The organism is Streptomyces sp. NPDC015220, from assembly GCF_043079345.1.
In the GTDB taxonomy this organism is placed as follows: Bacteria; Actinomycetota; Actinomycetes; order Streptomycetales; family Streptomycetaceae; genus Streptomyces.
In genome coordinates, this window is the sequence record NZ_JBIBUK010000001.1 from 713,483 (window position 1) to 737,839 (window position 24,357).

A 24,357-nucleotide genomic window follows, 5' to 3' on the forward strand; every position below is an offset into this window, starting at 1 on the left:
GCGCTCCCGCGAGCCACGGCACGGCAGTCCCGCGCGGTCGCGTTCCGTCGTGTCAGGCCGGGACGATGTTCACCAGCTTCGGCGCCCGCACGATCACCTTGCGGATGCCCGCCCCGTCCAGCGCCGCGACGACCTTCTCGTCGGCCAGGGCCACCTTCTCCAGGTCCGCCTCGGTGATGGACGGCGAGACCTCCAGGCGCGCCTTGACCTTGCCCTTGATCTGCACGACGCAGGTCACCGTCTCGTCCACGACGTAGGCCGGGTCGGCGACCGGGAAGTCCTGGTGGACGACCGAGTCGGCGTGGCCCAGCTTGCGCCACAGCTCCTCGGCGACGTGCGGGGCCAGCGGGGCGACCATGAGCACCAGCCGCTCGGCGACCGGCCTCGGCACGGCGGCGCCCGTCTTGGTCAGGTGGTTGTTCAGCTCGGTGACCTTGGCGATGGCGGTGTTGAAGCGCAGGCCCTCGAGGTCCTGGCGGACGCCGTCGATCGCCTTGTGCAGCGCGCGCAGCGTCTCCTCGTCGGGCTCGGCGTCGGTGACGGTGACCTCGCCGGTGGTCTCGTCGACGATGTTGCGCCACAGCCGCTGCAGCAGCCGGAACTGGCCCACCACCGCGCGCGTGTCCCACGGCCGGGAGACGTCCAGCGGGCCCATCGCCATCTCGTACAGGCGCAGCGTGTCGGCGCCGTACTCGGCGCAGATCTCGTCCGGGGTGACGGCGTTCTTCAGGGACTTGCCCATCTTGCCCAGCAGCCGGGAGACCTTCTCGCCCTGGTAGTAGTAGGCGCCGTCGCGCTCCTCCACCTCGGCGGCCGGCACGGCGATGCCGCGGCTGTCGCGGTAGACGTAGGCCTGGATCATGCCCTGGTTGAACAGCTTGTGGAACGGCTCCGCGGAGGAGACGTGGCCCAGGTCGTACAGCACCTTGGACCAGAAGCGCGCGTACAGCAGGTGCAGCACGGCGTGCTCGGCGCCGCCGACGTACAGGTCGACGCCGCCGTGCGGCAGGCCCTCGCGCGGGCCCATCCAGTACTGCTCGATCTCCGGGTCGACCAGCTTCCGGTCGTTGTGCGGGTCCAGGTAGCGCAGCTCGTACCAGCAGGAACCGGCCCAGTTGGGCATGGTGTTGGTCTCGCGGCGGTACTTCTTCGGCCCGTCGCCCAGGTCCAGGGTGACGTGGACCCAGTCCTCGTTGCGGGACAGCGGCGTCTCGGGCTGGGTGTCCGCGTCGTCGGGGTCGAAGGTGCGCGGCGAGTAGTCCTCGACCTCCGGCAGCTCCAGGGGCAGCATCGACTCGGGCAGCGGGTGGGCGATGCCGTCCTCGTCGTAGACGATCGGGAAGGGCTCGCCCCAGTAGCGCTGGCGGCTGAACAGCCAGTCGCGCAGGCGGAAGTTGACGGTGCCCTCGCCGGTGCCGGTGCGCTCCAGCCACTCGGTGATGCGCGCCTTGGCCTCGACGACGCCCAGGCCGTCCAGGGAGACCTCGTCGTTGGCGGAGTCGATGATCTTCGCGTCGTACGACCCGAAGGCGTCCTCCCAGGTGGAGGTGTCGGTGCCGCGGCCGTCGGTCGGCTCCACGACGCAGCGGATCGGCAGCTCGAAGGCGCGCGCGAACTCGAAGTCGCGCTGGTCGCCCGCCGGGACGGCCATGATCGCGCCGGTGCCGTAGCCCATCAGCACGTAGTCGGCGATGAAGACCGGGATCTTCTCGCCGCTGACCGGGTTGGTGGCGTACGCGCCGATGAAGACGCCGGTCTTGTCCTTGGCCTCGGCCTGCCGCTCGACGTCGGACTTCGAGGCGGCCCGTGCCCGGTAGGCGGCGACGGCCTCGGCCGGGCTCGCGTGACCGCCGGTCCACACCTCGTGGGTGCCCTCCGGCCAGGCGGCGGGGGTGAACTTCTCCACCAGCGGGTGCTCGGGCGCCAGCACCATGTAGGTCGCGCCGAACAGGGTGTCCGGGCGGGTGGTGAAGACGGTGATGCGCTCGCCGTCGATCGGGAAGTCGACGCGGGCGCCCTCGGAGCGGCCGATCCAGTTGCGCTGCTGCAGCTTGATGGCCTCGGGCCAGTCCAGCTCCTCCAGGTCCTCCAGCAGCCGGTCGGCGTAGGCGGTGATGCGCATGTTCCACTGGCGCAGCTTGGCCTTGAAGACCGGGAAGTTGCCGCGCTCGGACCGGCCGTCGGCGGTGACCTCCTCGTTGGCCAGCACGGTGCCCAGGCCGGGGCACCAGTTGACGGGCGCGTCGGAGGCGTACGCCAGGCGGAACTCGCCCAGGACGTCGGCGCGCTCGGCGGCGGTCAGCTCGCCCCACGCACGGGTGTGCCCCGGTACCGCCCGCTCACCGGACTCGAACAGCTCGACCAGCTCGGAGATCGGGCGGGCCTTCTTGGCCTCCTCGTCGTACCAGGAGCCGAAGATCTGCAGGAAGATCCACTGGGTCCACTTGTAGTACTCCGGGTCGATCGTGGCGAACGACCGGCGCTTGTCGTGGCCCAGGCCCAGCCGGCGCAGCTGGGCCTTCATGTTCTCCATGTTGGCCTCGGTCGACACGCGCGGGTGCGTGCCGGTCTGCACGGCGTACTGCTCGGCGGGCAGCCCGAAGGCGTCGAAGCCCAGGGTGTGCAGGACGTTGTGGCCGGTCATCCGCTGGAACCGGGCGTACACATCGGTCGCGATGTAGCCCAGGGGGTGGCCGACGTGCAGGCCCGCACCGGAGGGGTACGGGAACATGTCCATGATGAACTTCTTGGGGCGTGCGACCAGCTCGGGGTCGCCGGCCAGGTCGCCCTTGGGATTCGGCGCCGCGTAGGTCCCGTCGGCGTCCCAGAAGTCCTGCCAGCGTGCCTCGATCTCGGCCGCCATGGCGGCCGTGTAGCGGTGCGGCGCCGCCTCCGCCGACGTGGCGGCGGTGGCGGCGGGGTTCGTCTCGCTCATGATCCTCAAAGCTCCATCGATCGTCTCTGCCAGCGGCTGCGACTTTCCGGAAATGAAAAAGCCCCTCGCACAGGAGGGGACGCCGCGCCGATTCCGACCAACCGATTCGCCCGGCGGTCGGGACTGATCAGCGCGGCTCGCTAAGCAGAAGGCGTACGGCACGCATGGCGTCAGGGTACCGCAGCCGTCGAGCGCGCCGCGACGGACCTCCGCCGGACCGTCGCCGGACCACTCCGGAGGGCGGCGGTCCGGTCGCGCCGGAGGCCCTTCAGCAGGTCGCCGGGAACGTCGAGCGACGCGGCGCCCGCTCGCACCCGGACGGCGCGGCGATGTTCCTGGAGTCGAGCGTCAGGGCGTTCGCCGAGGCGACGGCCGCCCAGGTACTCGGCGACGGCCGCGGACGTCCCGTGCGGGGCGTGCTGCCGCTCTCCGGAACAGGCAGGGGCCCGCGACGGACGTGCCCGGCGGCGCCGAGGCCGGGGAGGCCGGTCCGAGCCGCCGGAGGGTCCACGTCGACCGGACGCCGCAGCGGGGGCACGGCCTGTGCGCGGACATCCTCCCGGAGGTCCTCGAACCGGGCGCCGAGAGGTACCCGACGGTCGCGCAGGCGCGGGTGCCGCGCCATGCGGAGGCCACGGCCCCGCGCGCCGCCGCTCGGCGCCGGACGGCCCCGCGCGCCGCCGCTCGGCGCTGGACGGCCCCGCGCGCCGAGCGCCGCCGCGCGACGACGGCACTGCGCCCGAGGGCACCCGCTCCAAGGCCCCGGCCCGGAACCTGCCGGCCCTTCCTCCCGGCCACGGCCGCCGCTTCCCGGGCCGCTGAACACACCGCCGGCGGGCCGTCCACGTGGACGGCCCGCCGTTTCACCGCGCACCCCGGAACGACGAGGGCGGGCCATCCGATCGGATGACCCGCCCTCTACTACTGTGGAGCTAAGGAGAATTGAACTCCTGACCTCCTGCATGCCATGCAGGCGCTCTACCAACTGAGCTATAGCCCCTTGTGCCACGCGGTGGAACCGCGCTTTTTTGTCTCCGCCCGGTTTCCCCGGCGGCGACGCCAACATTACACGGTCGAGGGGGTGATCCACCAAATCGGTTTCCGATGTGCCCCGAATGACCGTTATTTCCCACTTCGATCGGCGGTCCCCGTTCCTCCGGGCCCCCGCGCAGCAGCTCGGCCGGGGTCCCAGGCGGGGCCCCGGCCGCGTCATGCCGTGACGAACGAGTAGAAACGCTTGAGGGTGCAGTGCTCCTCCAGGAGCCGGCCGTAGATCGGCTCGCCCTCCAGTTCGCGGTACGTCTCGATCGGGTCGCCTTTTATGATCAGCGCCCGCGCGCACTCCTCGCACCAGTACTGGTAGTCGGGGTTGACCGGTTCCATGTCGCGGACGATCGGCGTTCCGCTGCCGCACCAGTCGCACTTCCGCCTGTGTGCACCCATCGATCAGCTCCAGCTGTGGCCGCAGGCCGTGCACACGTACGACACCCCGCCGTTGTCGCCGAGGACTTGGGCCACGTGGCCGGAGCCGCAGGAGGGGCAGACGAGGCGGGTGACCGTGTTCCACGTCAACGCCGCGTCGAGGAGGTGACCGACCTCCTCGATGATGCTCGCAGGCATCGGTACTCCCTCCCGTCGGGCCGCGCCCCCTTCCGGCCGTTTGATTCTGCCACGGCCGGACCAATACGGTCAGCGACGCCTCGGTACCAGTCCGGCCACGACGCCCGCCTCGACCGTCCCGGCCAGCGCGTACACGCGAACCGGGAGCGCGGACGCCGAGGCGTGCGCTCTGGCACCCCGGGCGGATCGGCCGGTTCGGGATCGGCGCGCCGAAGGCCGCGCCCCCGGTCGGCCGTCCCGGCCGCGAGACGGCGGCGAGCGGTCCGGCGACGTCCGCCGCGCCCCCGGGCCGTACCCCGGCCGGCGCTCCGGTTCGACCGACGCTCCGGTCCGGCTGGGGCTGGGGCTGTGACACTCCGGGGCCAGAACGCGAGAATCCCGCCCCCTGAGGGGACGGGATTCTCGTCACCGATCTCTGACCACTCGACAGAGTGTCGATCAGTGGAGCTAAGGAGAATTGAACTCCTGACCTCCTGCATGCCATGCAGGCGCTCTACCAACTGAGCTATAGCCCCTTGCGCCACGCGGCCGGGCCGCCTGGTGTTCCGTCCCGCTCGGCGGGGCGAACAAGAAGAACTTTAGCCTGCGACCTGCCGGAAAGTGAAATCCGGGGTCCCGGGTGGCGCCGGGCGGCTCAGGTGTCGTCGCCGAGGACGGGCTCCGGCAGGGTGCCGGCGTTGTGCTCCAGCAGCCGCCAGCCACGGGCGCCCTCGCCGAGGACCGACCAGCAGCAGTTGGAGAGCCCGCCCAGGCTCTCCCAGTGCCGGGCCTCCAGGCCCAGCAGGCGTCCGATGGTGGTGCGGATGGTGCCGCCGTGGCTGACCACCACGAGGGTGCCGTCCTCGGGCAGCTTCTCGACGTGCCGCAGCACGACGGGAGCGGCACGGTCGGCGACCTCGGTCTCCAGTTCGCCGCCGCCGCGGCGCACCGGCTCGCCGCGCTTCCACGCGGCGTACTCCTCGCCGTGCCGGGCGATGATCTCCTCGTGCGTCAGCCCCTGCCAGACGCCCGCGTAGGTCTCCCGCAGGCCCTCGTCGCGGGCGACTTCGAGGCCGGTCAGGGCGGCCAGCTCGGCGGCCGTGCGGGCGGCCCGCTCCAGGTCGGAGGAGACGATCGCGTCGGGCTTCAGGGAGGCCAGCAGCCGGGCGGCGCGACGGGCCTGCCCGACACCGGTCTCGGTCAGCTCCACGTCCGTGGAGCCCTGGAAGCGGCGCTCCACGTTCCACGACGTCTGGCCGTGCCGCCACAGGATGACGCGGCGGCCCCGGCCCGGCGGCCGGCCGGTCCCCTCACCGGCGCCGCTCACCGCCACTCACCGTCCGCCTCCGCCGACTCCTCGGCGGCCTGCAGCTTGGCGTGCTCGGCGGCCTTGCCGCGGGTGGCCTTGGCGTCGGCGGGCAGGTCCAGCTCCGGGCAGTCCTTCCACAGCCGCTCCAGGGCGTAGAAGACGCGCTCCTCGCTGTGCTGGACGTGGACGACGATGTCGACGTAGTCGAGCAGGACCCAGCGGGCCTCGCGGTCGCCCTCACGACGCACCGGCTTGGCGCCGAGCTCCTTCAGGAGCCGCTCCTCGATCTCGTCGACGATCGACTTGACCTGGCGGTCGTTGGGTGCGGACGCCAGCAGGAAGGCATCCGTGATCGACAGGACGTCGCTGACGTCGTAGGCGATGATGTCGTGCGCGAGCTTGTCGGCGGCCGCCTGCGCGGCGGTGTTGATGAGCTCGATGGAGCGGTCGGTCGCGGTCACTACAAGGCTTTCCGTCGGCGGTCACTTGACACCAAGGGTCTCACGGACCGCCGAGGACACTTCACGTGATCGGCGGATCACCGCTACGACGAGGGCTTGTAGTCCTGGCCGAGGACGACCGAGACGTCGGCGTTGGAGGTGACCGTGCCCTTCGTCACGGAGCCGTCGGGCAGCCCGAGGGTCTTGGCGACCTCGGTGGCGTTCTGCTTGTCCCCGTCGTCGGCGTAGACGACCTGGGACGCGGACCGTACGTCGGACGCGGTGCCGGCCTCCAGGAAGGTGAAACCGCCGTTGAGCAGGACCACGCGGGCCTTCTCGGTGTCGTCCCTGGCGCCGGAGGCGTTCTGGACGGAGACGCGGACGGCCGATCCGGGGCCGGGGCTCTTGGCGGTGCCGCCCAGGACGTCCTTGACCACGCTGTCGCTGGTCTGCGCGCTCAGCGTGCCGTCGGCCCGGACGGGCAGCAGCGCCGACTTGTAGTCCCCGCCCTTGGCGAGGTCGGCGAGCTTGGCGAGGAAGGTCCCGAGGTCCTGGTCCGTGAGCGAGGGGTCGAGGATCTGCGCCAGCGACTGCACGGTGACGGTGGCCGCCTGCGGATCGGAGGAGATCTTGCGCAGCACGCCCTGCATCACCTGGCCGAACCGCTCGAGCTGGGCGTTCTGCCCCTCCCCCGGGGCACGGTAGGTGGCGTAGGCGACGGCCATCCGGCCGCTCAGGGTCTGGCCCCCGCCCCGGTGCACGAGGGGCGCGGCGCCCTTCTTCCTCGTGTCCGGGTCGGGGACGTCGGTGTCGGTGTCGACCTCGATGTTGCCGACCAGGTCGACGAGGTTCTGCAGATAGGGGGTGTCCAGACGCCAGGTGCCCTGGATGCTGGTGCCGAGGACGGTGTCGAGCTGGTCGCGGGTGCCGGAGGAGCCGTCGCCCTGGACCGACTTGGCGAGCGTCGTCGTGGAGCCGTCGTCGGCCGTCAGGGCGAGGGAGTTGGGCAGCAGGACGGTGGTGCCCTGCTTGGTGGTGGCGTTGTCGACGAGCAGGGCCGTGGAGGTGCCGCCCTTGGCCGTGTTGTGCAGGTGGACGACGATCACGTCGCGTTTCTGGGCGCCGCCCGCGGCGGTCGCGGCGCCGGTCCGGGAACCGGAGGACGACCCGGGCAGCTTCCCGGCGTACCAGAGGTAGCCGACGCCGCCGGCCACGACCAGGGCCAGCACGACGCCCAGGGCGACGATCCGGCTGCGGGCGCGGCGCCGGGCCTCCTCGCGGCGCTCGGTGCGGTTCTCGGTGAACTTCAGCCAGTCGATGACGTCCTCGGAGTCACCGCTGGGCTCCTCCACGAAGGCGAACTGCTCGGTGCGGTAATCCGGTTCCCCGGTCTCATGGTCCGCCGCCTCGTCCGCCGCCCGGCCGTCCGCCGCCGGGTGGCCGTCCGCCGTGCCGTCGGTCTCCGCCCGGCTGTCCGCGGCACGGCCCGTCCCGTCCGGGCCGGCGGTCTGCTCCGGGCCCGCCTGGTGCGGGATGTGGGCGGTCTGGTCGGCGAGCCGCGGCTGCCGGCCGTCGGCGGCGCCCTGCCCGTAGGGGTCGTACGGGGCGGCGGTCCCGTAGGGGCCGTAGGCGCCGTAGGGGTCGTACGTCTGGTGGGAGCCGTGCGAGCCGTGGGAGTGGACGCCGTAGGGGTCGTAGGCCGGGTCCTGCGTATGCCCGCCGGGGGTGTACCGGCCGGTGTCGTAGCCGTCGTGGACGGGCGGGGCGGGCTGCTGCGGTCCGCCCGCCGCGTACGGGTCGTAGCCGTAGGGCTGCTGCGTCTGCTGCCCGTGCTGTCCCTGCTGCCCGTACGCGTCGTACGTCTGCTGCGGGGTCTGCTGCGCGGGGACCTGCCGGTACACGGGCTGCCCGTACTCGTCGTAGCCGACGAGTTCGTAACCGTCGCCCCCGTACCCCGCGTCGTATCGGTCGTTCACCGGTGCCCCTCTCGGCTCACTCGCCGCGGTACAGCTCGCGCTTTGCGATATAGCGCACGACGCCGTCCGGCACCAGGTACCAGACGGGGTCGCCCTTGGCGACTCTCGCGCGGCAGTCCGTGGAGGAGATGGCGAGGGCCGGGACCTCGATGAGCGATACGCCGCCCTCGGGCAGGCCGGGGTCGCTCAGGTGGTGGCCGGGACGGGTGACGCCGATGAAGTGCGCGAGGGAGAAGAGTTCCGCCGAGTCGCGCCAGGTGAGGATCTGGGCGAGCGCGTCGGCGCCGGTGATGAAGAACAGGTCCGTGTCGGGGTTGAGGGCGCGCAGGTCGCGCAGGGTGTCGACGGTGTAGGTGGGGCCGCCGCGGTCGATGTCGATGCGGCTGACGGAGAACTGCGGGTTCTCCACGGTCGCGATGACCGTCATCAGGTAGCGGTCCTCGGCCAGCGAGACATGACGGTGGCTCTTCTGCCAGGGCTGGCCGGTGGGCACGAACACCACCTCGTCCAGGTGGAACTGCGCGGCGACCTCGCTGGCCGCCACGAGGTGCCCGTGGTGGATCGGGTCGAACGTTCCGCCCATGACGCCCAGGCGCCGCTTGCCCGGTGTCGAAGGGCCGCTGCCGGGCCCCTGCCGGGGGTGTTCCACCGAGTCACTCACCGGACCGGTAGGCATGTCCTGCTCTCCCATGCGTGCAGACCCTACCGGCCCGGCATGAGAGCTCCGTCCGGGAGATCATCGGGAGCGGCTCCCGGGCCCCGTCCGGGCCCCGGGCCGGTTCAGCGGTCCCGGTTGAAGCGGGTGGTGATCCACAGCAGGAGCAGGAGCACCAGGAGCGCGGCCCCGCCGGTCACCGCGGGGTTGAGACTTTCGTGGTTGCCGCCCTCGGCGAGGGTGACCAACGGGGCGGCGGCGCTGTTGAGGATCATCTTCGGCAGACCTATCCAGGTGTGGGCGGGATAAAGATGTGCGCCCATCGTATGCGCCCGCCCGCGCACCGCTCACGCCGACTCCGCCGTCGCGGCCGGCACGCGCCCGGGCGGGCTCGGCCGACGGGTTGCCGGGGAACCTTCCGGGTCGCTCAGTCGTCGTTCCGCTTGTAGCCGCGCAGCAGGAACCAGGCGGTGAGCACGCAGCCCAGCACCATCACGATCAGTACGACCCGGAGGAGGTCGCCCGATCCCTGGTGCTGGGCGGTGGCGCTCGCCGTCTCGACGAGCCGGGCGACTGCGGGGTGGTGCTCCATGGCTGGACTCCTTCGCTGTACTGCCCGTCCACGGTATCTCCGCCCGGGCCGGCTCCCGCTTCGGGGGCGCATCGGCGACACAGGCGTACACGACGTACACACGCACACGAAGACGCACATGGGGGATGAGATGTCCGACGACGGTCGCGCACAGAACGGGCACGAGCGGGCGCCGAGCCGGCGGCGCGCACGCTTCCCGGGGATCTCCTCGCGGGCGTACGAGCACCCGGCCGACCGTTCCGCCCTGGTGGCGCTGCGCAAGCTGAGCGGGTTCGACACGGTGTTCAAGGCGCTCAGCGGCCTGCTGCCCGAGCGCAGCCTCAGACTGCTGTTCCTGTCGGACTCGGTGCGCGTCTCGGACCAGCAGTTCGCGCATCTGAACGACATGCTGCTGGACGCCTGCTACATCCTGGACCTGGAAAAGGTCCCGCCGATGTACGTCAGCCAGGACCCGCAGCCGGGCGCGATGTGCGTCGGCATGGACGAGCCGATCATCGTCGTGACCACCGGCCTGGTGGAGCTGCTCGACGAGGAGGAGATGCGGGCGGTCATCGGCCACGAGGTGGGCCACGCCCTGTCCGGCCACGCGGTGTACCGCACGGTCCTGCTGTTCCTGACCAGCCTGGCGGTGCGGGTGGCCTGGATCCCGCTGGGCAGCCTGGCGATCACGGCGATCGTCACGGCGCTGCGCGAGTGGTTCCGCAAGTCGGAGCTGTCGGCGGACCGGGCGGGTCTGCTGGTCGGGCAGGACCCGCGGGCCTCCATGCGGGGCCTGATGAAGATCGCGGGCGGCAACCACCTGCACGAGATGAACGTGGACGCCTTCCTGCGCCAGGCCGAGGAGTACGAGGAGTCCGGCGACCTGCGCGACTCGGTGCTGAAGATCCTGAACGTGCTGCCCCGCACCCACCCCTTCGCCACGGTGCGGGCCGCCGAGCTGAAGAAGTGGTCGGAGTCCCGCGACTACCGGCGGATCCTCGACGGTCACTACCCCCGGCGCGACGAGGACAAGGACACCTCGGTCGGCGACTCCTTCCGGGAGTCGGCCACGCACTACGCCAACCATGTGAGGAGTTCGAAGGACCCGCTGATGAAGCTGGTCAGCGACCTCGCCGGCGGGGCCGGCGACCTGGGAGGACGGTTCCGGCGCGGCTTCGAGGGCTTCACCGGGTCGGCTCCGCCCAAGGACGGCGCGGACGACCGGGGACCGGGGGACGGCCCGGGGGACGACCCGCGGGCCGAGCCGCCGTCGGACGCTCCGTCGCGCGACCGCGACCAGGACTGACGCCGTCCTCGGCCCCGCCGCGGGAGCCCGGCGGCGACCGCGTCCGCTGCCAGGACCGGCGCTCCGGGGGCGTCACACGTCCGGCTGGGCGTCCGGCGCGAGGACGCCGCACAGGGCCGGCGCCCCGTCCGGCGCGTAGGGGTCCGTGACGGCGGGGCCGCCGGCCCGGGCGGCCTGGCCGGCCAGCAGCGGGTGGAAGCGGACCGTGACGTCCCCGGGGCAGGACAGCGGCCCGGCCTGGACGGTGGCGGCGACCAGCTGGACCTGGTGCAGCCGCAGGTCGTCGCGGTCGAAGCGGAACCGCAGCTCGCGCCGCACGGTGAACAGCGAGGCCGGCGTCCCGGCGGCGGAGCCGGCCGGCCTCAGCGCGTACACCAGGGTGGGGTCGGCCGTGACCTCCAGGGAGTCGGCGTCGGTCTCCACCACCCCCAGGCTCCCCCGCACCCGGATCCGCGGACCGGCCAGCTCGATCCGGGCCGGGTCGAAGCGGACGAGCCATCCGGTGGGCGCGTGCCGGCCGTCGGCGGCGGGGTGCGCGAGGCTCCGGTCGAACTGGTCGAGCTGGCCCGGGTCGACCAGCGAGCGGACGGCGTCGGTCTGTCCGCCGGTGAGCACCCGCGGCTCGAGGGAGGAGGCGACGACGTAGTCCCGCGCGTAGATCAGAGCGGCGACGACCTGGCTGTCCGAGAAGTGCGCGGTGCGCCGGTGGGCGGGCGGCGGGATGCCCTCGGCACCCACCTCGAAGGACGCTGCCCGGCTGTGCGCGTACAGGTACTCGGGATCGGCCGCTCCGGGCACCCTGCCCCGCGGGACCAGCGGGACGACGGTCATCCGCGGCGGTTCGACGGGCCGCTCGGCCCGGGTGTCCCGGTAGGGGGTCCGTACGCCCATGAAGACGGCGGTGGCGAAGGCGAGGGCGATCACCACGAGCAGCGCCAGCGCCTGCCTGGACAGTCCGCGCTCCGGGCGCCGGCGGCGGCGCACGGCGGGGGTGCGGTCGGTCATCCGCTCCCGCGCGGAGTACTCCTGGAGCCGGGCAGCGCGGACGAACGACTCGTCGAAGACGACGGACCGGTATTCGTCCTCCGCGCCCGAGGGGGCGCCCTCGGGGGGCCCTTCGGGCGGGTCTCCACGCCCTCCCATATATTCAGGGTGGGTCTCGTGGAGGACCGGTAAACGCCCTGCCGCACGCCAACTTCTGACGGCTTCTCACCGGGCGGCCGCGGCGTCAGGGGGTACGGGGAACCGCCGGTACGGGCGGCGGGGAGTGGCCCAAGGACGCGGCGGCGGCGCCGCCCTGTTCCGGGCCGGTGGTGGCGGTCGGCGGCGCCTGGTCACGGTTGCCGGAGGAACCGCCCCGGTAGACCGCCGCGAAGGCCAGCGCGACCATCCCGACGCCCATCACGAGGGCGAGCACCCAGGCGACGGGGCGGTGCCAGCGCACCTGCTTGCCGAACATGCCCGGGGCGCCGTAATAGCCGTCGCGGACGTCGGCGTCGTCCGGGTCGTCGAAGTCGTGTCCGGAGCCGAAGCCGGTCCGGTCGCGGCCGAAGCCGTCGTCGTAGCGCTCGCCTCTCGCGTGCGCGCGGCGGGCCTCGGCCTCGGCTCTGGCCTGTGCGGCCGCCAGGAGGCGTTCGACGGCGGTCGGCTCGTGGATCACGGCCGCCCGTACGAAGGCCTCGTCGAAGACCACGGAGGCGAACTCTTCGTCCGACACCCCGCGGTCGTGGTCGTCGTCGGGCTCCCAGCCGTCAGGGAACGGCGTGCCCCCCACGTCCTCCGGCACAGGACCAGAGTAGACCTGGGGGGTCAATTTGGGCAGACGGTATGGAAATTCATCCACCTGCTGAGACGCCTTTCAGGCCGGTGCCCACGGCCGCGTCCGGACCCGGCCGCGGGGCCGCCCGCTCAGCGCCGGACGTGCCCGTCGCCCGTGACGATGTACTTCGTGCTGGTCAGCTCGGGCAGGCCCATCGGACCGCGGGCGTGCAGCTTCTGCGTGGAGATGCCGATCTCCGCACCGAAGCCGAACTGGCCGCCGTCGGTGAAGCGCGTGGAGGCGTTCACGGCGACGGTGGTGGAGTCGACCAGCCGGGTGAAACGGCGGGCGGCCTGCTGCGAGCTGGTGACGATCGCCTCGGTGTGGCCGGAGGACCACAGCCGGATGTGGGCGACGGCCCGGTCCAGCGAGTCGACGACGGCGGCGGCGATGTCGTACGACAGGTATTCGGTGTCCCAGTCCTCCGGGGTGGCCTCGACGACCGTGGCCCGGGAGTCCTTGGCGTACGCCATCACCCGCTCGTCGGCGTGCACGGTGACCCCGGCGTCGGCGAGGGCGTCCAGGGCACGCGGCAGGAACTCGGCGGCGATGTCCTGGTGCACGAGGAGGGTCTCGGCGGCGTTGCAGACGCTGGGCCGCTGCGCCTTGGAGTTGATCAGGATGTCGACCGCCATGTCGAGGTCCGCCTGGGCGTCGACGTAGACGTGGCAGTTGCCGGTGCCGGTCTCGATCACCGGGACGGTGGACTCGTTCACGACGGTCTGGATCAGTGAGGCGCCGCCGCGCGGGATGAGCACGTCGACCAGGCCGCGGGCGCGCATCAGCTCGCGCACGCTGTCGCGGCTCTCGCCGGGCACCAGCTGCACGGCGTCGGCGGGCAGCCCGGCCCCGCCGACCGCGTCGCGGATCACCCGGACCAGGGCGGTGTTCGACTCGTAGGCGGAGGCCGAGCCGCGCAGCAGCACCGCGTTGCCGGACTTCAGGCACAGGGCGGCGGCGTCCACGGTGACGTTGGGGCGGGCCTCGTAGATGATGCCGACCACGCCGAGCGGGACGCGGACCTGGCGCAGGTCCAGGCCGTTGGGGAGGGTGGAGCCGCGGACCAGCTCGCCGACCGGGTCGGGCAGGGCCGCCACGTGGCGCACGTCGGCGGCGATGGCGCGGACCCGCTCCGGGGTGAGGGTGAGCCGGTCGACGATGGACTCGCCGGTGCCGGCCGCGCGGGCCTTGGCGACGTCCTTGGCGTTGGCCTCGACGATCTCGCCGGTACGGACCTCGAGGGCGTCCGCGACGGCGAGCAGCGCGTCGTCCTTCTCGGCGCGCGGCAGCGGCGCCAGGTCGGCGGCGGCTGCCTTGGCCCGGTAGGCGGCCTGGGCGACCGGGGACATCGAGTCGTACGGCGAGAGCGTGGTCATGTGGGAAGGGTAGTGCGCGGCACCGGGGCGTTCACCGGTCGTTCCACACCGCGAGACACCGCGAGCCGGGTCAAAAGGGATGGACGCCGACCGGGGTCGCCGGGGGCGGGCCGTAGCCCTCGGCGAGGCGCTGGTGGTAGGTGTCGCGGTCGACGACGTCCAGGCCGACGATCTCCCAGGGCGGCAGCCTGGCGCTCTGCCGGTGCTCGCCCCACAGGCGCAGGGCCACGGCGGCGGCGTCGTGCAGGTCGCGGGCCTCCTCCCAGTAGCGGACCTCCGCGTGGTCGTTCGCGTAGCGGCTGGTCAGCAGGAAGGGGTGGTCGTGGGCGAGCTGCTCCAGGCCGCGCCGGACCTCCTGCGGCGGGGCCTCGGCGCCGGCGACCCGCAGGGTGATGTGCCACAGCCGGGTCAGGTCCGCCGGGCGGGCACGCCCCTCGCGCGCCCGCTCCGCGGTGTGCGCCGCCGCCGGCCTGCCCGGGTCCCCGTCCGTCCCCGCGTCCGCCGCCTCGCGCTCCCTGTCGTAGCGGTCGCCGGCGGCCACGCTGGTCAGGGCGCGTTCCTCGCCGGCCGCGCGGGAGGCGGACCCGCCGGCACCACCGCGGGACGCCGCCGCCCCAGGGCGCACTCGTCTCACGACGGCCTCCTTCAGCGCTCGCGCGGAATGTGTCCCTCGGACAAAGTGCAGCAGCCCGCGCGGCTTCGCGGGGCGGTTTTGCGGAACGTCCACCGCCGGCGGCGCCCGGCCGTCCGGATGTTTCAGGCCATTACGGCTCCAGGACCACCAGGCCGTCCCGGTGTACGACCTCGCGTTCGTACGCCGGTCCCAGCTCGCGGGCGAGTTCGCGGGTGGAGCGGCCGATCAGCCGGGGGATCTCCTTGGCGTCGAAGTTGACGAGCCCGCGGGCCACCGCGCGTCCCCGGCCGTCGCGCAGCTCGACCGGGTCGCCCGCAGTGAACTCGCCCTCGACGGCCGCGATACCGGCCGGCAGCAGCGACTTGCGGCCCTCGACCACCGCGCGCACCGCGCCGTCGTCGAGGGTGAGCGAGCCCTGCGGGGTGGAGGCGTGCTGGAGCCACAGCAGCCGGTCGGCGGAGCGCTTGCCGGTGGGGTGGAAGTAGGTGCCGGTGTCGCCGCCGGACAAGGCGTCGGCGGCGTGGACGGCACTGGTGAGCACCACCGGGATGCCGGCGGCGGCGGCGATCCGGGCCGCTTCGACCTTGGTGACCATGCCGCCGGTGCCGACGCCGGCCTTGCCCGCGCTGCCGATCTCGACGCCGGCCAGGTCGGCGGGGCCGCGCACCTCGGCTATCCGCGAGGTGCCGGGCCTGCTGGGGTCGCCGTCGTAGACGCCGTCCACGTCGGAGAGGAGCACGAGCAGGTCGGCGTGGACGAGGTGGGCGACGAGGGCGGCGAGGCGGTCGTTGTCGCCGAAGCGGATCTCGTCGGTGGCGACGGTGTCGTTCTCGTTGACGACGGGCAGCGCGCCCATCGCGAGCAGCTTGTCGAGGGTGCGGGAGGCGTTGCGGTGGTGGGCGCGGCGGCTGGTGTCGTCGCCGGTGAGCAGCACCTGGCCGACGCGGATGCCGTAGCGGGCGAAGGAGGCGGTGTAGCGGGCCACGAGCAGGCCCTGGCCGACGCTGGCCGCGGCCTGCTGGCGGGCGAGGTCCTTGGGCCGGCGGCGCAGGCCCAGCGGGGCGAGCCCGGCGGCGATGGCGCCGGAGGAGACCAGGACGATCTCCCTCTCCCCTCCGCCCGCCCGTCTCCCGCCACCGCCCTCGGCCGAGGCCCCGCGGGTCGCCCCTTCGTTCCGGCTCTTGGCGAGTACGTCCACGAGCGCGTCCACGCGGTCGGCGTCCAGGCCGCCGGAGGCGGTGGTCAGCGACGAGGAACCCACCTTGACGACGATCCTGCGGGCCTCGATCACCGGCCGCCTGACCGCCGCCTCACCCTGCCTTGCCCCTGCCACCTTGCTGTCCGTCTCCTCACGCCGGTTCGGCCGCACGCCGGTGTTCACCTACCGAATCTATGGGACGCGAGCTGGTCACCGCGCGGTCATTCCACTAAGCGGACGGATGGCACGGCAGGCGCCGGACCGGCCAGGGCCCGTCGGTCTCCGGGAATTAGCGAGCCGGCCGGCGGGATCCGCCGAGGGCTGCGTCCTGAAACGGGCGCGCCCATCGGAGCGGACCGCAGGGGTCCTGCGCGTGCGAGGGCGGTGGAAACGTTGATCGCGACCCCGCTGGGGCCGGTGGTGCCGTTCCGCGGGATTCGCCGGCGTTCCCCGGAGTTCGGCGACGGCTGTCGTCGGTGGTGAACAGCGGGCGCCGGGCGATCGTGTCGTGCGGTGCGGTCCCTCCCGGGGCGGGACGGGACCGACGCGGCGCAACGGACCGGGGCCGACGCGCCGTGAGCCGGGGCTGCCGTGGCGCATTGCCCGGGAAGAACAGGCCTTCGGTCGGCGTCGGCCTCCTCTGCCATGAACCCGATCTCACCGACGACCGGGTTCCGCTCCCCGTGGTCGAGGGCTGGTTCGCCATTCCTGGATTTCCCATGGGGGCATGCGAGAACGTGCGGGTGCGGCGTCGTGGCCGACGCCCTTCTTGACGAGCGGGCCGCAGTTTTCGGCCGCCGTGGAGAGAAAAGGCGCCAAGGAGTCGCGGTGAGCACACAAACACCGGACGGACACGCCGTGCTCACGGCCGACGGGCCTGGGGCATCCGGACCGGCAGACCGTCCGGGGCGGAGATCACCTGGGCGCCGCCCCGGTGTCGTCCGCGCTCGTTCGCTGGGCCGCGGGACGACACCCGGCATCGGTGCCCCGCCCACGGGCAGGAATCCCGCGTCCGACGAGCGGAAAGAGCCAGCCAGGATGTTGACGCCCCGTCACGTCTGATCGAGGCCGGCGAGGGCCGAAGCCCCACGGCCCGGCCCTCACCTCCGTCCCGTCTCGGACGTTGCGCCCCCTTGCGCACCCCTATCGACGCAGACGCCTCTTTTTCATTCCCCTGATGAATCTCCTGACCTTTTCACACCCTTCGCGCGGAGGTGCACAGCCATTTCGGAACAACTCCGACGGCAGTCGGTTCACCCGCCATTTTTCAAGATCATCCCAATTTAACTAGATGGACATGTGAAGGAACTGCTGCTTACATAAGGCGAGTTGACGAATATTTCGGCGCACTCCCCAGGGGAGTCGCGTCCAATTCAGCATGCCGTTGGGTGCTCGATTAGCCGTTCAGATCGCATTAGTAGTCAGGGAATGTATTGAGGCTCATCGCTCGAACAGGAATGGCTGCATGCATAGCCGCGGCCACAGTCGCCGCCGTGGCCTGGTCCGCCTCCTCCGCACCGGCCGAAGCGAATCCGCCCGCGCCCGCCACCGTCGCCGCCGACGCACCCGGCTACGCCGTCGAGGACTTCGACTACCCCGGCGCCGACAGGGTCCTGCAGGAGAAGGGCATCGTGCTCAAGCGGGGCGACGGCCACATCGTCCTGGCCCAGTGCGGCAGCGAGAACGGCCTGATGGACATCTGGGCGCGCTACCGCAACGGCGACCACATCTGCTTCCGCGTCACCGGAGACAGCGGGTACCTGAGCCTGGAGATCCCGGCCGTCTACGGCATCACCGGCGCCGCGGGCCAGTCCGCCGACGTCACGATGACCGTCGACGACGAGACGACGCACTACAACGTCCCCGCGGGCAGCATGACGGCCGTGGGCGAGAACGCCGACCCCGACGGCCGCGACCACACCCTCGTCGAGATCTCCACCCACAAGTAGCCCCCGTCGCCCCGCAGGAGGAGCCCTCCATGCACCACTGCCCACACGAGACGACCGGGCCCGCTCGCCGCACTCACTGCTGCCGTCTTCGCCATCTCGTCCCAGACGGTTGAACCGCTCTGGAGTCACCTCCCGTATGGGTGACTTCATCGTTCGCCCGGACATCGGCCCTGGCGCCCGGAGCGGTTCCGTCGCGCTGGTGGACGTCCATGGGGTACTGACCACGAGGAGCCGCTTCGCCGGCGAACCCGCCCGCGGCCCCGACCTCACCGTCATCTCCGGGAACGGTCGACTCGGCTTCCGTGCCGTCGAGTCGGACGGCGCGTTCGGCATCGCCGAGAACACGTGGACCGTGGCCGGACCGGGGGCGGCCGCAGCGCCCTGATGCCCGGTGGCGTCAACGGCGGTGGCACGGCCGGCATCGCCGTCGGCAGCGCAGGATCCCGTACCTCCGCTCCGACGACGACACGTACGAGGTCAGCACCCGCGGGGGCATGTGGCCGGAGATCGGCCCGAGCTCCCACGCCACGTGTGCTCCGCGGCGGTCACGGCTCGTCGACCGCCACGGTCTCACGGCAGTTCCGAATTCCCTTCCATTCATCTCATCTCCGCTGCCGGCTGCGCCCGCGCCCCTTCCCGGGCGGCCGCCGCCTGCCGCCGACCGATCGGGACTCGAATCTTGAACACGACGTACTGGAGCAGACGCCGCATCCTGACCGTGGCCGCCGCCACGACGGCAGCCACGGCCCTCCCCCTCGCCAACACCGCCAGGGTCTTCGCGGCGACGGCCGACTCCGGCGACACCCCGAACCTCCCGTCGCTCCCGGAGACCCCCCGCGCCAAGGCCGTCACCGCGTGGCAGTGCGGAGGCAAGGCAACCCGGGCCGCCGCGGCCGCCGCCCTCGTCGGCACCGACGCGGATGTCGAGGAGTTCATCGCCACGGGGCTGCCCGCCGCCATCGCCGAAGACAACCGTGTCGCCCTCTTCAGGTCGCTCGCTCTGTCCGGGAGGAGCACGACGGCCGAGGTCTCCCGCGTCCTGACCGCCGGGGACACCGAGATCGCGGCCTTCCTCGCCGGCGGGTACAAGGCGGTCCACCAGGAGGACATGAGCGCCCTCACCTTCGCGCTGAAGGCCCAAGGCGGCAAGAGCGTGCAGGCCGCGGCCGACGCCGCGCTGAAGGACGGCTCCGGCGACGCACTGCTGAAGTTCATCACCGACACGCAGTTCACCGCGCGCTTCGAGGACGAGACCTCAGAGGTGTTCAAGATCCTCAACGGCGCCGGACCCGAGCTGGCGAAGTACGCGCAGCGCGCTCTGGCAGACGGTGGCGCGGACGCCATCCGCTGGTTCCTCGAGATCGGGCAGAACATCGCCCGGGCCCGCGACGACGAGGCCGCGACCATCGAGCAGCTCGTCGCGGTGACCGTACGACAGTCCAAGCGCGCCCAGTTGGCGACGGAGAAGGCGAAGGAGGAGTCGGACAAGGCGAAGGAGGCCGCCGCCGAGGCCAAGAAGGCCGCGCAGGAAGCCGCCGCCGAAGCACAGGCCGCCAAGAACGACGTGGCCAAGACCGCGGCCGCCGCCCGCAAGGCAGCAAGCGCCGCCAAGGGCGCGGCCAACGCCGCGGCCACCGCCATCTCCGCCTCCTACGCCGCCCAGACCGCGTCCCGCAAGGCCGCCTGGGCCGCCCATGCCGCGACCTCCGCCGCGGCCACGGCCGCGCACGCCGCGTCCGCGGCCTACCAGGCCGCCATGGCCGCGTCCAAGGACGCGGCCCAGACGGCGGCCGCGAAGAACGCGGCGATCGCGGCCCGCAACGCCGCGGCCAAGGCACGTTCGGCCGCGGCGGCGGCGGGCCAGGCGAAGATCGCCTGTGACCAGTCGATAGCGGCCGGCGCCTCGGCCGCGGCCGCCGCACGTGACGCCGCGGCCGCCGCCAACGCCTCGGCCACCGCCGCCAGCGCCGCCGGCGCGGCCCAGTCGGAGGCCGCCGCCGCCCGGGCCGCCGCCGCCGAGGCGGACGCTCAGGCAGCACGTGCCACCCGCGCCGCCGCCGCGGCGCAGTCCCTCGCCAACACCGCGGCGGCCGCCGCCGCGGCCGCCCGCGACGCGGCCAACTCAGCGGCCGACCACGCGGACAAGGCGGCGGCCGCCGCCGACGAAGCCGTGAAAGCAGCGGGCAAGGCCGTCGACTTCGCCAACAACGCGACCAATTGGGCCGCCGACGCCCAGAAGGCGGCCGACGCCGCGGTCAAGGCCGTCCTGGACGCGCAGGACGTGGAGAAGAAGGCGCGCGACGCGGAACTCGCCAAGCTCGACGAGTACGCCGAACAGGGCAAGGCGGAAGCAGCCGCGCTCGCCGTGCTCGAGCAGCAGGACCTCGAGAAGTCCCGCAACCAGCTGACTCAACAGCAGGCCACCGACTCGGCCACGCTGGACCTGATCGCGGCCGCGGAGAAGGCGTTCGCGGCCGGCGACCACCCGACCGCCGTCGAACACGGCCGCAAGGCGTGCTTCAGCCTGCTGTCGTCGCACGGCACCTGGACCCGCGAGGCCGCGGCGTTCGCGCTCGCCGCCGGTGAGGAGTCGGTCCTGAACTGGATCGACACCGACCGGACCATCGCGCAGAAGCAGGACGACCGCGAGACGGTTCTGTTCATCAGCCAGGTGTCCACGGCCAATGTGGCGAGCGCGGCGCAGGTGGCGCTGGAGTCCTCGAACGAGAGCGCTCCCGCCGCGTTCCTCACCACCGGCGCGATCGAAGCGGCCAGGGAAGACCAGACCGTGGCGATCTTCCGGATCCTCGGCCAGAACCCCGGCAAGGCGGTCAAGCAGGCGGCGACGGACGCCCTCAACGACGGCTCCGCCAAGGCCGTGCACGACTTCTTCGCCGTGAAGTACGGGCCGGCGCTGGCGGAGGACGACAACGTAGCGGTCTTCTCGACCATCGACTCCGCGGGTCCGTACACCAAGATGGCGGCGACCGTGGCGCTGCAGGGACCGACCTGGATGCGGCGCAACTTCGTCACCACCGTGTACCCCCGGATGCTGCAGCTCGACGCGGACTCCGCCGCCCACATCGCGGCGATGCAGGCCCTGCTCAGCCACGCCGCAAAGCTGGCCCAGGACGCGACGACGAACGCGGCGTACGCGCAGAAGGTGGCGGCGGAGGCCCGCAAGGCGGCGGAAGACGCGCAGAAATGGGCCACGGCCGCAACGAACTCCGCCAACCAGGCCGCCACGTACAAGAAACAGGCGGACGCCAACGCGGACGCCGCGGAGAAGTCCGCGCAGGACGCCCAGGCCTACGCCGACAAGGCGAAGAACGCGGCTCTCAGCGCCCGCGCCGCCGCCAGGCGCGCCAACTACTCCGCCAACCAGGCGACCGCTGCCGCAGCCGCGGCGACGGTGTCCGCCAACAGCGCTCAGGCCTCGGCCAACGCCGCCGCCGCCTCGGCCGCCCAGGCGGGCAAGGACGCCACGGAAGCGGCGGCGGCCGCCTCCCAGGCGAAGCAGATCGCCGCCACGAAGCGCAGGCAGGAGCAGGCGGAAGCGGCCAAGAAGGCCGCGGAGGCAGCGGCGAAGGCCCAGCAGAACGGCGTCGACCAAGCCGACAACGGCGACAGTGACGGGACGAAGGCGCCGGGCACGTTCCTCGGCGCCGACAAGGACCAGTGGCGCGACTACGCCGACATGCTCGGCACCATCTCCACGTACGCGGGCTACGCCGCCGTTCTCGGTCTCTTGGTCCCGCCGCCGTTCGGCGAGGCCATTTACTCGATCGCCGGAGGCGTCTCCCTGGTCACGGGTGTGGCCAGCACCGTCATCTACGGCTTCACCGACGGTATCGGCTCCGAGGCATTCCTCACCTCGGCGTTCGGCGTCGCCGTCGGTGTCTTCACCACCGGCCTTCCGTGGGGCAAGTTCGGGGGCACGGTCGGCGCCATCGACGACGCCTTCCGCGGATTCGAAGGGGGTGTCATGTCAGTGGGCGTCCAGGCTCAACGACTTGGCGCGGCGGTCCTGTCGCCGGCCACCGGCACCATCGTCAGTGCCGGAAAGGCCGTGGGCGGTGCCATCAGCGATACCTGGCACGACCTGACGCCGTGGTGATCAGCGGGTGATGCCCTCCGGGGCGGAATATCAGCGTTCCGAAGAAAATCACGTCGTGTTCCGCCCCGGGAGGGCCCGCGATCATGTCTCGCCATCCGACCACGGACGACTGGGTCCTCATCGCCGCCGGCGTGACCGTTGTCTACCTGGTCGCGACTCGCTGGTGCATGCCGACGCCGGAAGCAAAGCGTCGAATATCCTTCGCTCCGCCGGCCGGCTGCGTCTTCCTCGTGCCCACCGCCGTGGTGAAAGGGTACTCCGTCTCCTTCACACTGTTTTTGTACAGTTGCGTCCTGTTGACGATCGTCATCATTTTGGTGCCGGTCAGGAAAAGGGTCGCGGCCGACATCCTGGAACAGGAGCGGAATCCTTGGGTGAAGGTGCACGTCAACACCGCTACTTTGTGGTGGATCGGACTGTCGTTCGTGGGCTGCACCGCGGCGATGCTCTACCTCCGGCAATTCGTTGAGTAGCCGGCGGAAGGTGTGGTGTACATCCGTACCTCGGCCGTACACCACGCCTTCGGCGTCCCACCGGCAACCACCGGACCGAGCCGTTGCCGGGGCGATCAGCGACAACGGGCGGTCCTGTCATGCGCCGCAACCCTTCTCGGGACGAAACCGGGAACAACTGCAACGGGATTCGATGCGCCCGCCGAACTCTGGATGTCAATCCCGGCCATACCAGGTGGACACCCGAACGAAGCACTGCTTGTATAAAGCCGGTTGGCAAATACTTCGACGCACCTCATAGGGGAGTCGCGTCCGATTCCGCATGCCAGGAGACTGACATCTGATTCCGTATTCCATCGGACACTCAATTCCCTCCTCGAAGACTCTTCAGCAGTAAGGAAATGTGTTGAGGCTCATCGCTCGAACAGGAATGGCTGCATGCATAGCCGCGGCCACGGTCGCCGCCGTGGCCTGGTCCGCCTCCTCCGCACCGGCCGAAGCGAATCCGCCCGCGCCCGCCACCGTCGCCGCCGACGCACCCGGCTACGCCGTCGAGGACTTCGACTACCCCGGCGCCGACAGGGTCCTGCAGGAGAAGGGCATCGTGCTCAAGCGGGGCGACGGCCACATCGTCCTGGCCCAGTGCGGCAGCGAGAACGGCCTGATGGACATCTGGGCGCGCTACCGCAACGGCGACCACATCTGCTTCCGCGTCACCGGAGACAGCGGGTACCTGAGCCTGGAGATCCCGGCCGTCTACGGCATCACCGGCGCCGCGGGCCAGTCCGCCGACGTCACGATGACCGTCGACGACGAGACGACGCACTACAACGTCCCCGCGGGCAGCATGACGGCCGTGGGCGAGAACGCCGACCCCGACGGCCGCGACCACACCCTCGTCGAGATCTCCACCCACAAGTAGCCCCGCTCCCGCACGCTCCGCCGGCCCCCGGAGCCACCCGCCCCCGGCACGGCGGACCCCAAGTCGAGGAATCACTTCATGCCACGCACAAGACACGTACGTCGCACCGCGCTCGCCGCCGCACTCGTCGCCCTGCCGGCCGCCCTGTGCGCCGCGCCCACTCCCGCGTCCGCCACCACCGGCCCCGCCGCCGACAGTTACGCCTTCACCGCGCGCATCGACATCGGCGACGGCGAACGTACCTGCTCCGGCGCTCTGGTGGATCCCCGGTGGGTCGTCACCGCGGCTTCCTGCTTCGTGGACGACCCGGCCTCCGGCGCCGTCCCCGCGGCCGGGAAGCCCGCCAAGACCACCAAGGTCACGGTCGGTCGCACCGACCTCACCACCACGGCCGGCCTGGTCACCGACGTCACCGAACTGGTCCCCTTCCAGGGGCGCGACCTGGTGATGGCGCGCCTGGCGCAGCCGACCACGGGCATCACCCCGGTGTCCTTCTCCACCACTCCGCCCGCCGCGGGTGAAACCCTCAAGGCCGTCGGTTTCGGCCGCACCAAGACGGAGTGGTCGCCGCTCAAGCAGCACACCGGCACCTTCACCGTCGACGCCGCCGAGGACGGCCGGGTGTCCATCACCGGACAGAACGGCGACGCCGTCTGCGCCGGTGACGCCGGCGGCCCCCTGATCCGCGAGACGAACGGCAAGGCCGAGCTGGTCGCCGTCAACAGCCGATCCTGGCAGGGCGGATGCTGGGGCCAGGACCCGGCCGAGACCCGTACCGGCGCCCTGTCCGCACGTGTCGACGACAGCGCGGTCCAGACATGGGCCAAGGAGGCACGGGAGCGGCTGCGCGAGGTCGTGTACGCGGCCGACGTCAACGGGGACGGACGGAGCGACCTCATCGTCCTGGGTGCGGACGGCGAGATCACCGTGCGCACCGCCAAGAGCGGCAGGATCGTCGTGCAGCCGGGCAGCCCGCTCTACCGGTTCAACGAAGGCGTTCACTGGAGCTCCGGCTGGAGCAACTTCCTCGGCCAGGAGGGCAAGGGACGCCTCTACTTCGCCGACGTCACCGGCGACGGCAAGGCCGACCTGATCGTGC

21 protein-coding genes, 2 tRNA genes and 1 pseudogene are annotated in these 24,357 nt (G+C 71.9%); 8 read left to right on the forward strand and 16 right to left on the reverse strand.

Features of this window, described 5'->3' with window-relative positions; all coding sequences use genetic code 11:
• Positions 1 to 52: 52 nt before the first annotated feature.
• Positions 53 to 2,935: a leucine--tRNA ligase gene (leuS, locus tag ACF061_RS03465; RefSeq protein WP_392265102.1), complete on the reverse strand. Its 2,883-nt coding sequence runs from the start codon at positions 2,933 to 2,935 to the stop codon at positions 53 to 55.
• Positions 2,936 to 3,174: 239 nt separating this feature from the next.
• Here leuS and ACF061_RS03470 point away from each other — a divergent pair.
• Positions 3,175 to 3,757, forward strand: a pseudogene (locus tag ACF061_RS03470) (oxidoreductase); the annotation flags it as partial.
• A 105-nt stretch (positions 3,758 to 3,862) separates the two neighbouring features.
• Here the strand turns inward: ACF061_RS03470 and ACF061_RS03475 are convergent.
• The 10 genes from ACF061_RS03475 to ACF061_RS03520 all read right to left on the reverse strand — a co-directional run bounded on the left by ACF061_RS03475 (position 3,863) and on the right by ACF061_RS03520 (position 9,506).
• Positions 3,863 to 3,935 (reverse strand) — tRNA-Ala (locus tag ACF061_RS03475).
• Between the two features lie 209 nt (positions 3,936 to 4,144).
• On the reverse strand, positions 4,145 to 4,378 hold the full coding sequence (locus ACF061_RS03480) for a hypothetical protein (protein ID WP_003976229.1): 234 nt from the start codon (positions 4,376 to 4,378) through the stop codon (positions 4,145 to 4,147).
• Between the two features lie 3 nt (positions 4,379 to 4,381).
• Positions 4,382 to 4,555 (reverse strand): hypothetical protein, encoded by a 174-nt coding sequence (locus ACF061_RS03485; protein WP_392265103.1) that lies wholly within the window; start codon positions 4,553 to 4,555, stop codon positions 4,382 to 4,384.
• A 442-nt stretch (positions 4,556 to 4,997) separates the two neighbouring features.
• Positions 4,998 to 5,070, reverse strand: a tRNA-Ala gene (locus ACF061_RS03490).
• Between the two features lie 119 nt (positions 5,071 to 5,189).
• On the reverse strand, positions 5,190 to 5,867 hold the full coding sequence (locus tag ACF061_RS03495; protein ID WP_392265104.1) for a histidine phosphatase family protein: 678 nt from the start codon (positions 5,865 to 5,867) through the stop codon (positions 5,190 to 5,192).
• Positions 5,858 to 6,304: a ribosome silencing factor gene (gene rsfS, locus ACF061_RS03500; protein ID WP_392265105.1), complete on the reverse strand. Its 447-nt coding sequence runs from the start codon at positions 6,302 to 6,304 to the stop codon at positions 5,858 to 5,860. Before rsfS ends, ACF061_RS03495 begins: the two co-directional genes overlap by 10 nt.
• An 83-nt stretch (positions 6,305 to 6,387) precedes the next feature.
• Positions 6,388 to 8,259, reverse strand: coding sequence for a LytR C-terminal domain-containing protein (locus ACF061_RS03505; RefSeq protein ID WP_392265106.1), 1,872 nt, complete (start codon positions 8,257 to 8,259; stop codon positions 6,388 to 6,390).
• Between the two features lie 16 nt (positions 8,260 to 8,275).
• Positions 8,276 to 8,950: a nicotinate-nucleotide adenylyltransferase gene (nadD, locus tag ACF061_RS03510; protein ID WP_392265107.1), complete on the reverse strand. Its 675-nt coding sequence runs from the start codon at positions 8,948 to 8,950 to the stop codon at positions 8,276 to 8,278.
• Positions 8,951 to 9,039: 89 nt separating this feature from the next.
• Positions 9,040 to 9,237, reverse strand: a complete 198-nt coding sequence (locus ACF061_RS03515) for a hypothetical protein (RefSeq protein ID WP_392265402.1) — start codon at positions 9,235 to 9,237, stop codon at positions 9,040 to 9,042.
• Positions 9,238 to 9,341: 104 nt separating this feature from the next.
• The gene (locus ACF061_RS03520; protein WP_392265108.1) at positions 9,342 to 9,506 is read right to left on the reverse strand and encodes a hypothetical protein; all 165 of its coding nucleotides are present in this window, start codon (positions 9,504 to 9,506) and stop codon (positions 9,342 to 9,344) included.
• A gap of 130 nt (positions 9,507 to 9,636) precedes the next feature.
• Here ACF061_RS03520 and ACF061_RS03525 point away from each other — a divergent pair, with 130 nt between their 5' ends.
• On the forward strand, positions 9,637 to 10,791 hold the full coding sequence (locus ACF061_RS03525; protein ID WP_392265109.1) for a M48 family metallopeptidase: 1,155 nt from the start codon (positions 9,637 to 9,639) through the stop codon (positions 10,789 to 10,791).
• A gap of 72 nt (positions 10,792 to 10,863) precedes the next feature.
• On the opposite strand, the gene ACF061_RS03530 is transcribed toward ACF061_RS03525, so the two are convergent.
• The 5 genes from ACF061_RS03530 to proB form a co-directional block, all read right to left on the reverse strand.
• Positions 10,864 to 11,934: a hypothetical protein gene (locus ACF061_RS03530; protein WP_392265110.1), complete on the reverse strand. Its 1,071-nt coding sequence runs from the start codon at positions 11,932 to 11,934 to the stop codon at positions 10,864 to 10,866.
• Positions 11,935 to 12,019: 85 nt separating this feature from the next.
• On the reverse strand, positions 12,020 to 12,604 hold the full coding sequence (locus ACF061_RS03535) for a hypothetical protein (protein WP_392265111.1): 585 nt from the start codon (positions 12,602 to 12,604) through the stop codon (positions 12,020 to 12,022).
• A 95-nt stretch (positions 12,605 to 12,699) separates the two neighbouring features.
• Positions 12,700 to 13,986, reverse strand: a complete 1,287-nt coding sequence (locus ACF061_RS03540) for a glutamate-5-semialdehyde dehydrogenase (RefSeq protein WP_392265112.1) — start codon at positions 13,984 to 13,986, stop codon at positions 12,700 to 12,702.
• A 70-nt stretch (positions 13,987 to 14,056) separates the two neighbouring features.
• Positions 14,057 to 14,611 (reverse strand): hypothetical protein, encoded by a 555-nt coding sequence (locus ACF061_RS03545; protein ID WP_392265387.1) that lies wholly within the window; start codon positions 14,609 to 14,611, stop codon positions 14,057 to 14,059.
• Between the two features lie 139 nt (positions 14,612 to 14,750).
• On the reverse strand, positions 14,751 to 15,911 hold the full coding sequence (proB, locus tag ACF061_RS03550; protein WP_392265388.1) for a glutamate 5-kinase: 1,161 nt from the start codon (positions 15,909 to 15,911) through the stop codon (positions 14,751 to 14,753).
• Between the two features lie 1,400 nt (positions 15,912 to 17,311).
• Here proB and ACF061_RS03555 point away from each other — a divergent pair.
• The 6 genes from ACF061_RS03555 to ACF061_RS03580 all read left to right on the forward strand — a co-directional run.
• Positions 17,312 to 17,767 carry a hypothetical protein gene (locus tag ACF061_RS03555; protein ID WP_392265113.1) on the forward strand — a complete coding sequence of 152 codons (456 nt, stop codon included), beginning with the start codon at positions 17,312 to 17,314 and terminating at the stop codon, positions 17,765 to 17,767.
• Between the two features lie 136 nt (positions 17,768 to 17,903).
• Entirely contained in the window at positions 17,904 to 18,152 is a 249-nt protein-coding gene (locus tag ACF061_RS03560; protein WP_392265114.1) for a hypothetical protein, read from the forward strand.
• Positions 18,153 to 18,446: 294 nt separating this feature from the next.
• Entirely contained in the window at positions 18,447 to 21,884 is a 3,438-nt protein-coding gene (locus tag ACF061_RS03565) for a hypothetical protein (protein ID WP_392265115.1), read from the forward strand.
• Positions 21,885 to 21,967: 83 nt separating this feature from the next.
• Positions 21,968 to 22,357: a hypothetical protein gene (locus ACF061_RS03570; protein ID WP_392265116.1), complete on the forward strand. Its 390-nt coding sequence runs from the start codon at positions 21,968 to 21,970 to the stop codon at positions 22,355 to 22,357.
• 409 nt (positions 22,358 to 22,766) lie between these two features.
• Positions 22,767 to 23,258, forward strand: a complete 492-nt coding sequence (locus ACF061_RS03575) for a hypothetical protein (RefSeq protein WP_392265117.1) — start codon at positions 22,767 to 22,769, stop codon at positions 23,256 to 23,258.
• A gap of 78 nt (positions 23,259 to 23,336) precedes the next feature.
• Positions 23,337 to 24,357 (forward strand): trypsin-like serine protease (locus tag ACF061_RS03580; protein ID WP_392265118.1); only part of this gene is annotated, 1,021 nt, incomplete at its 3' end.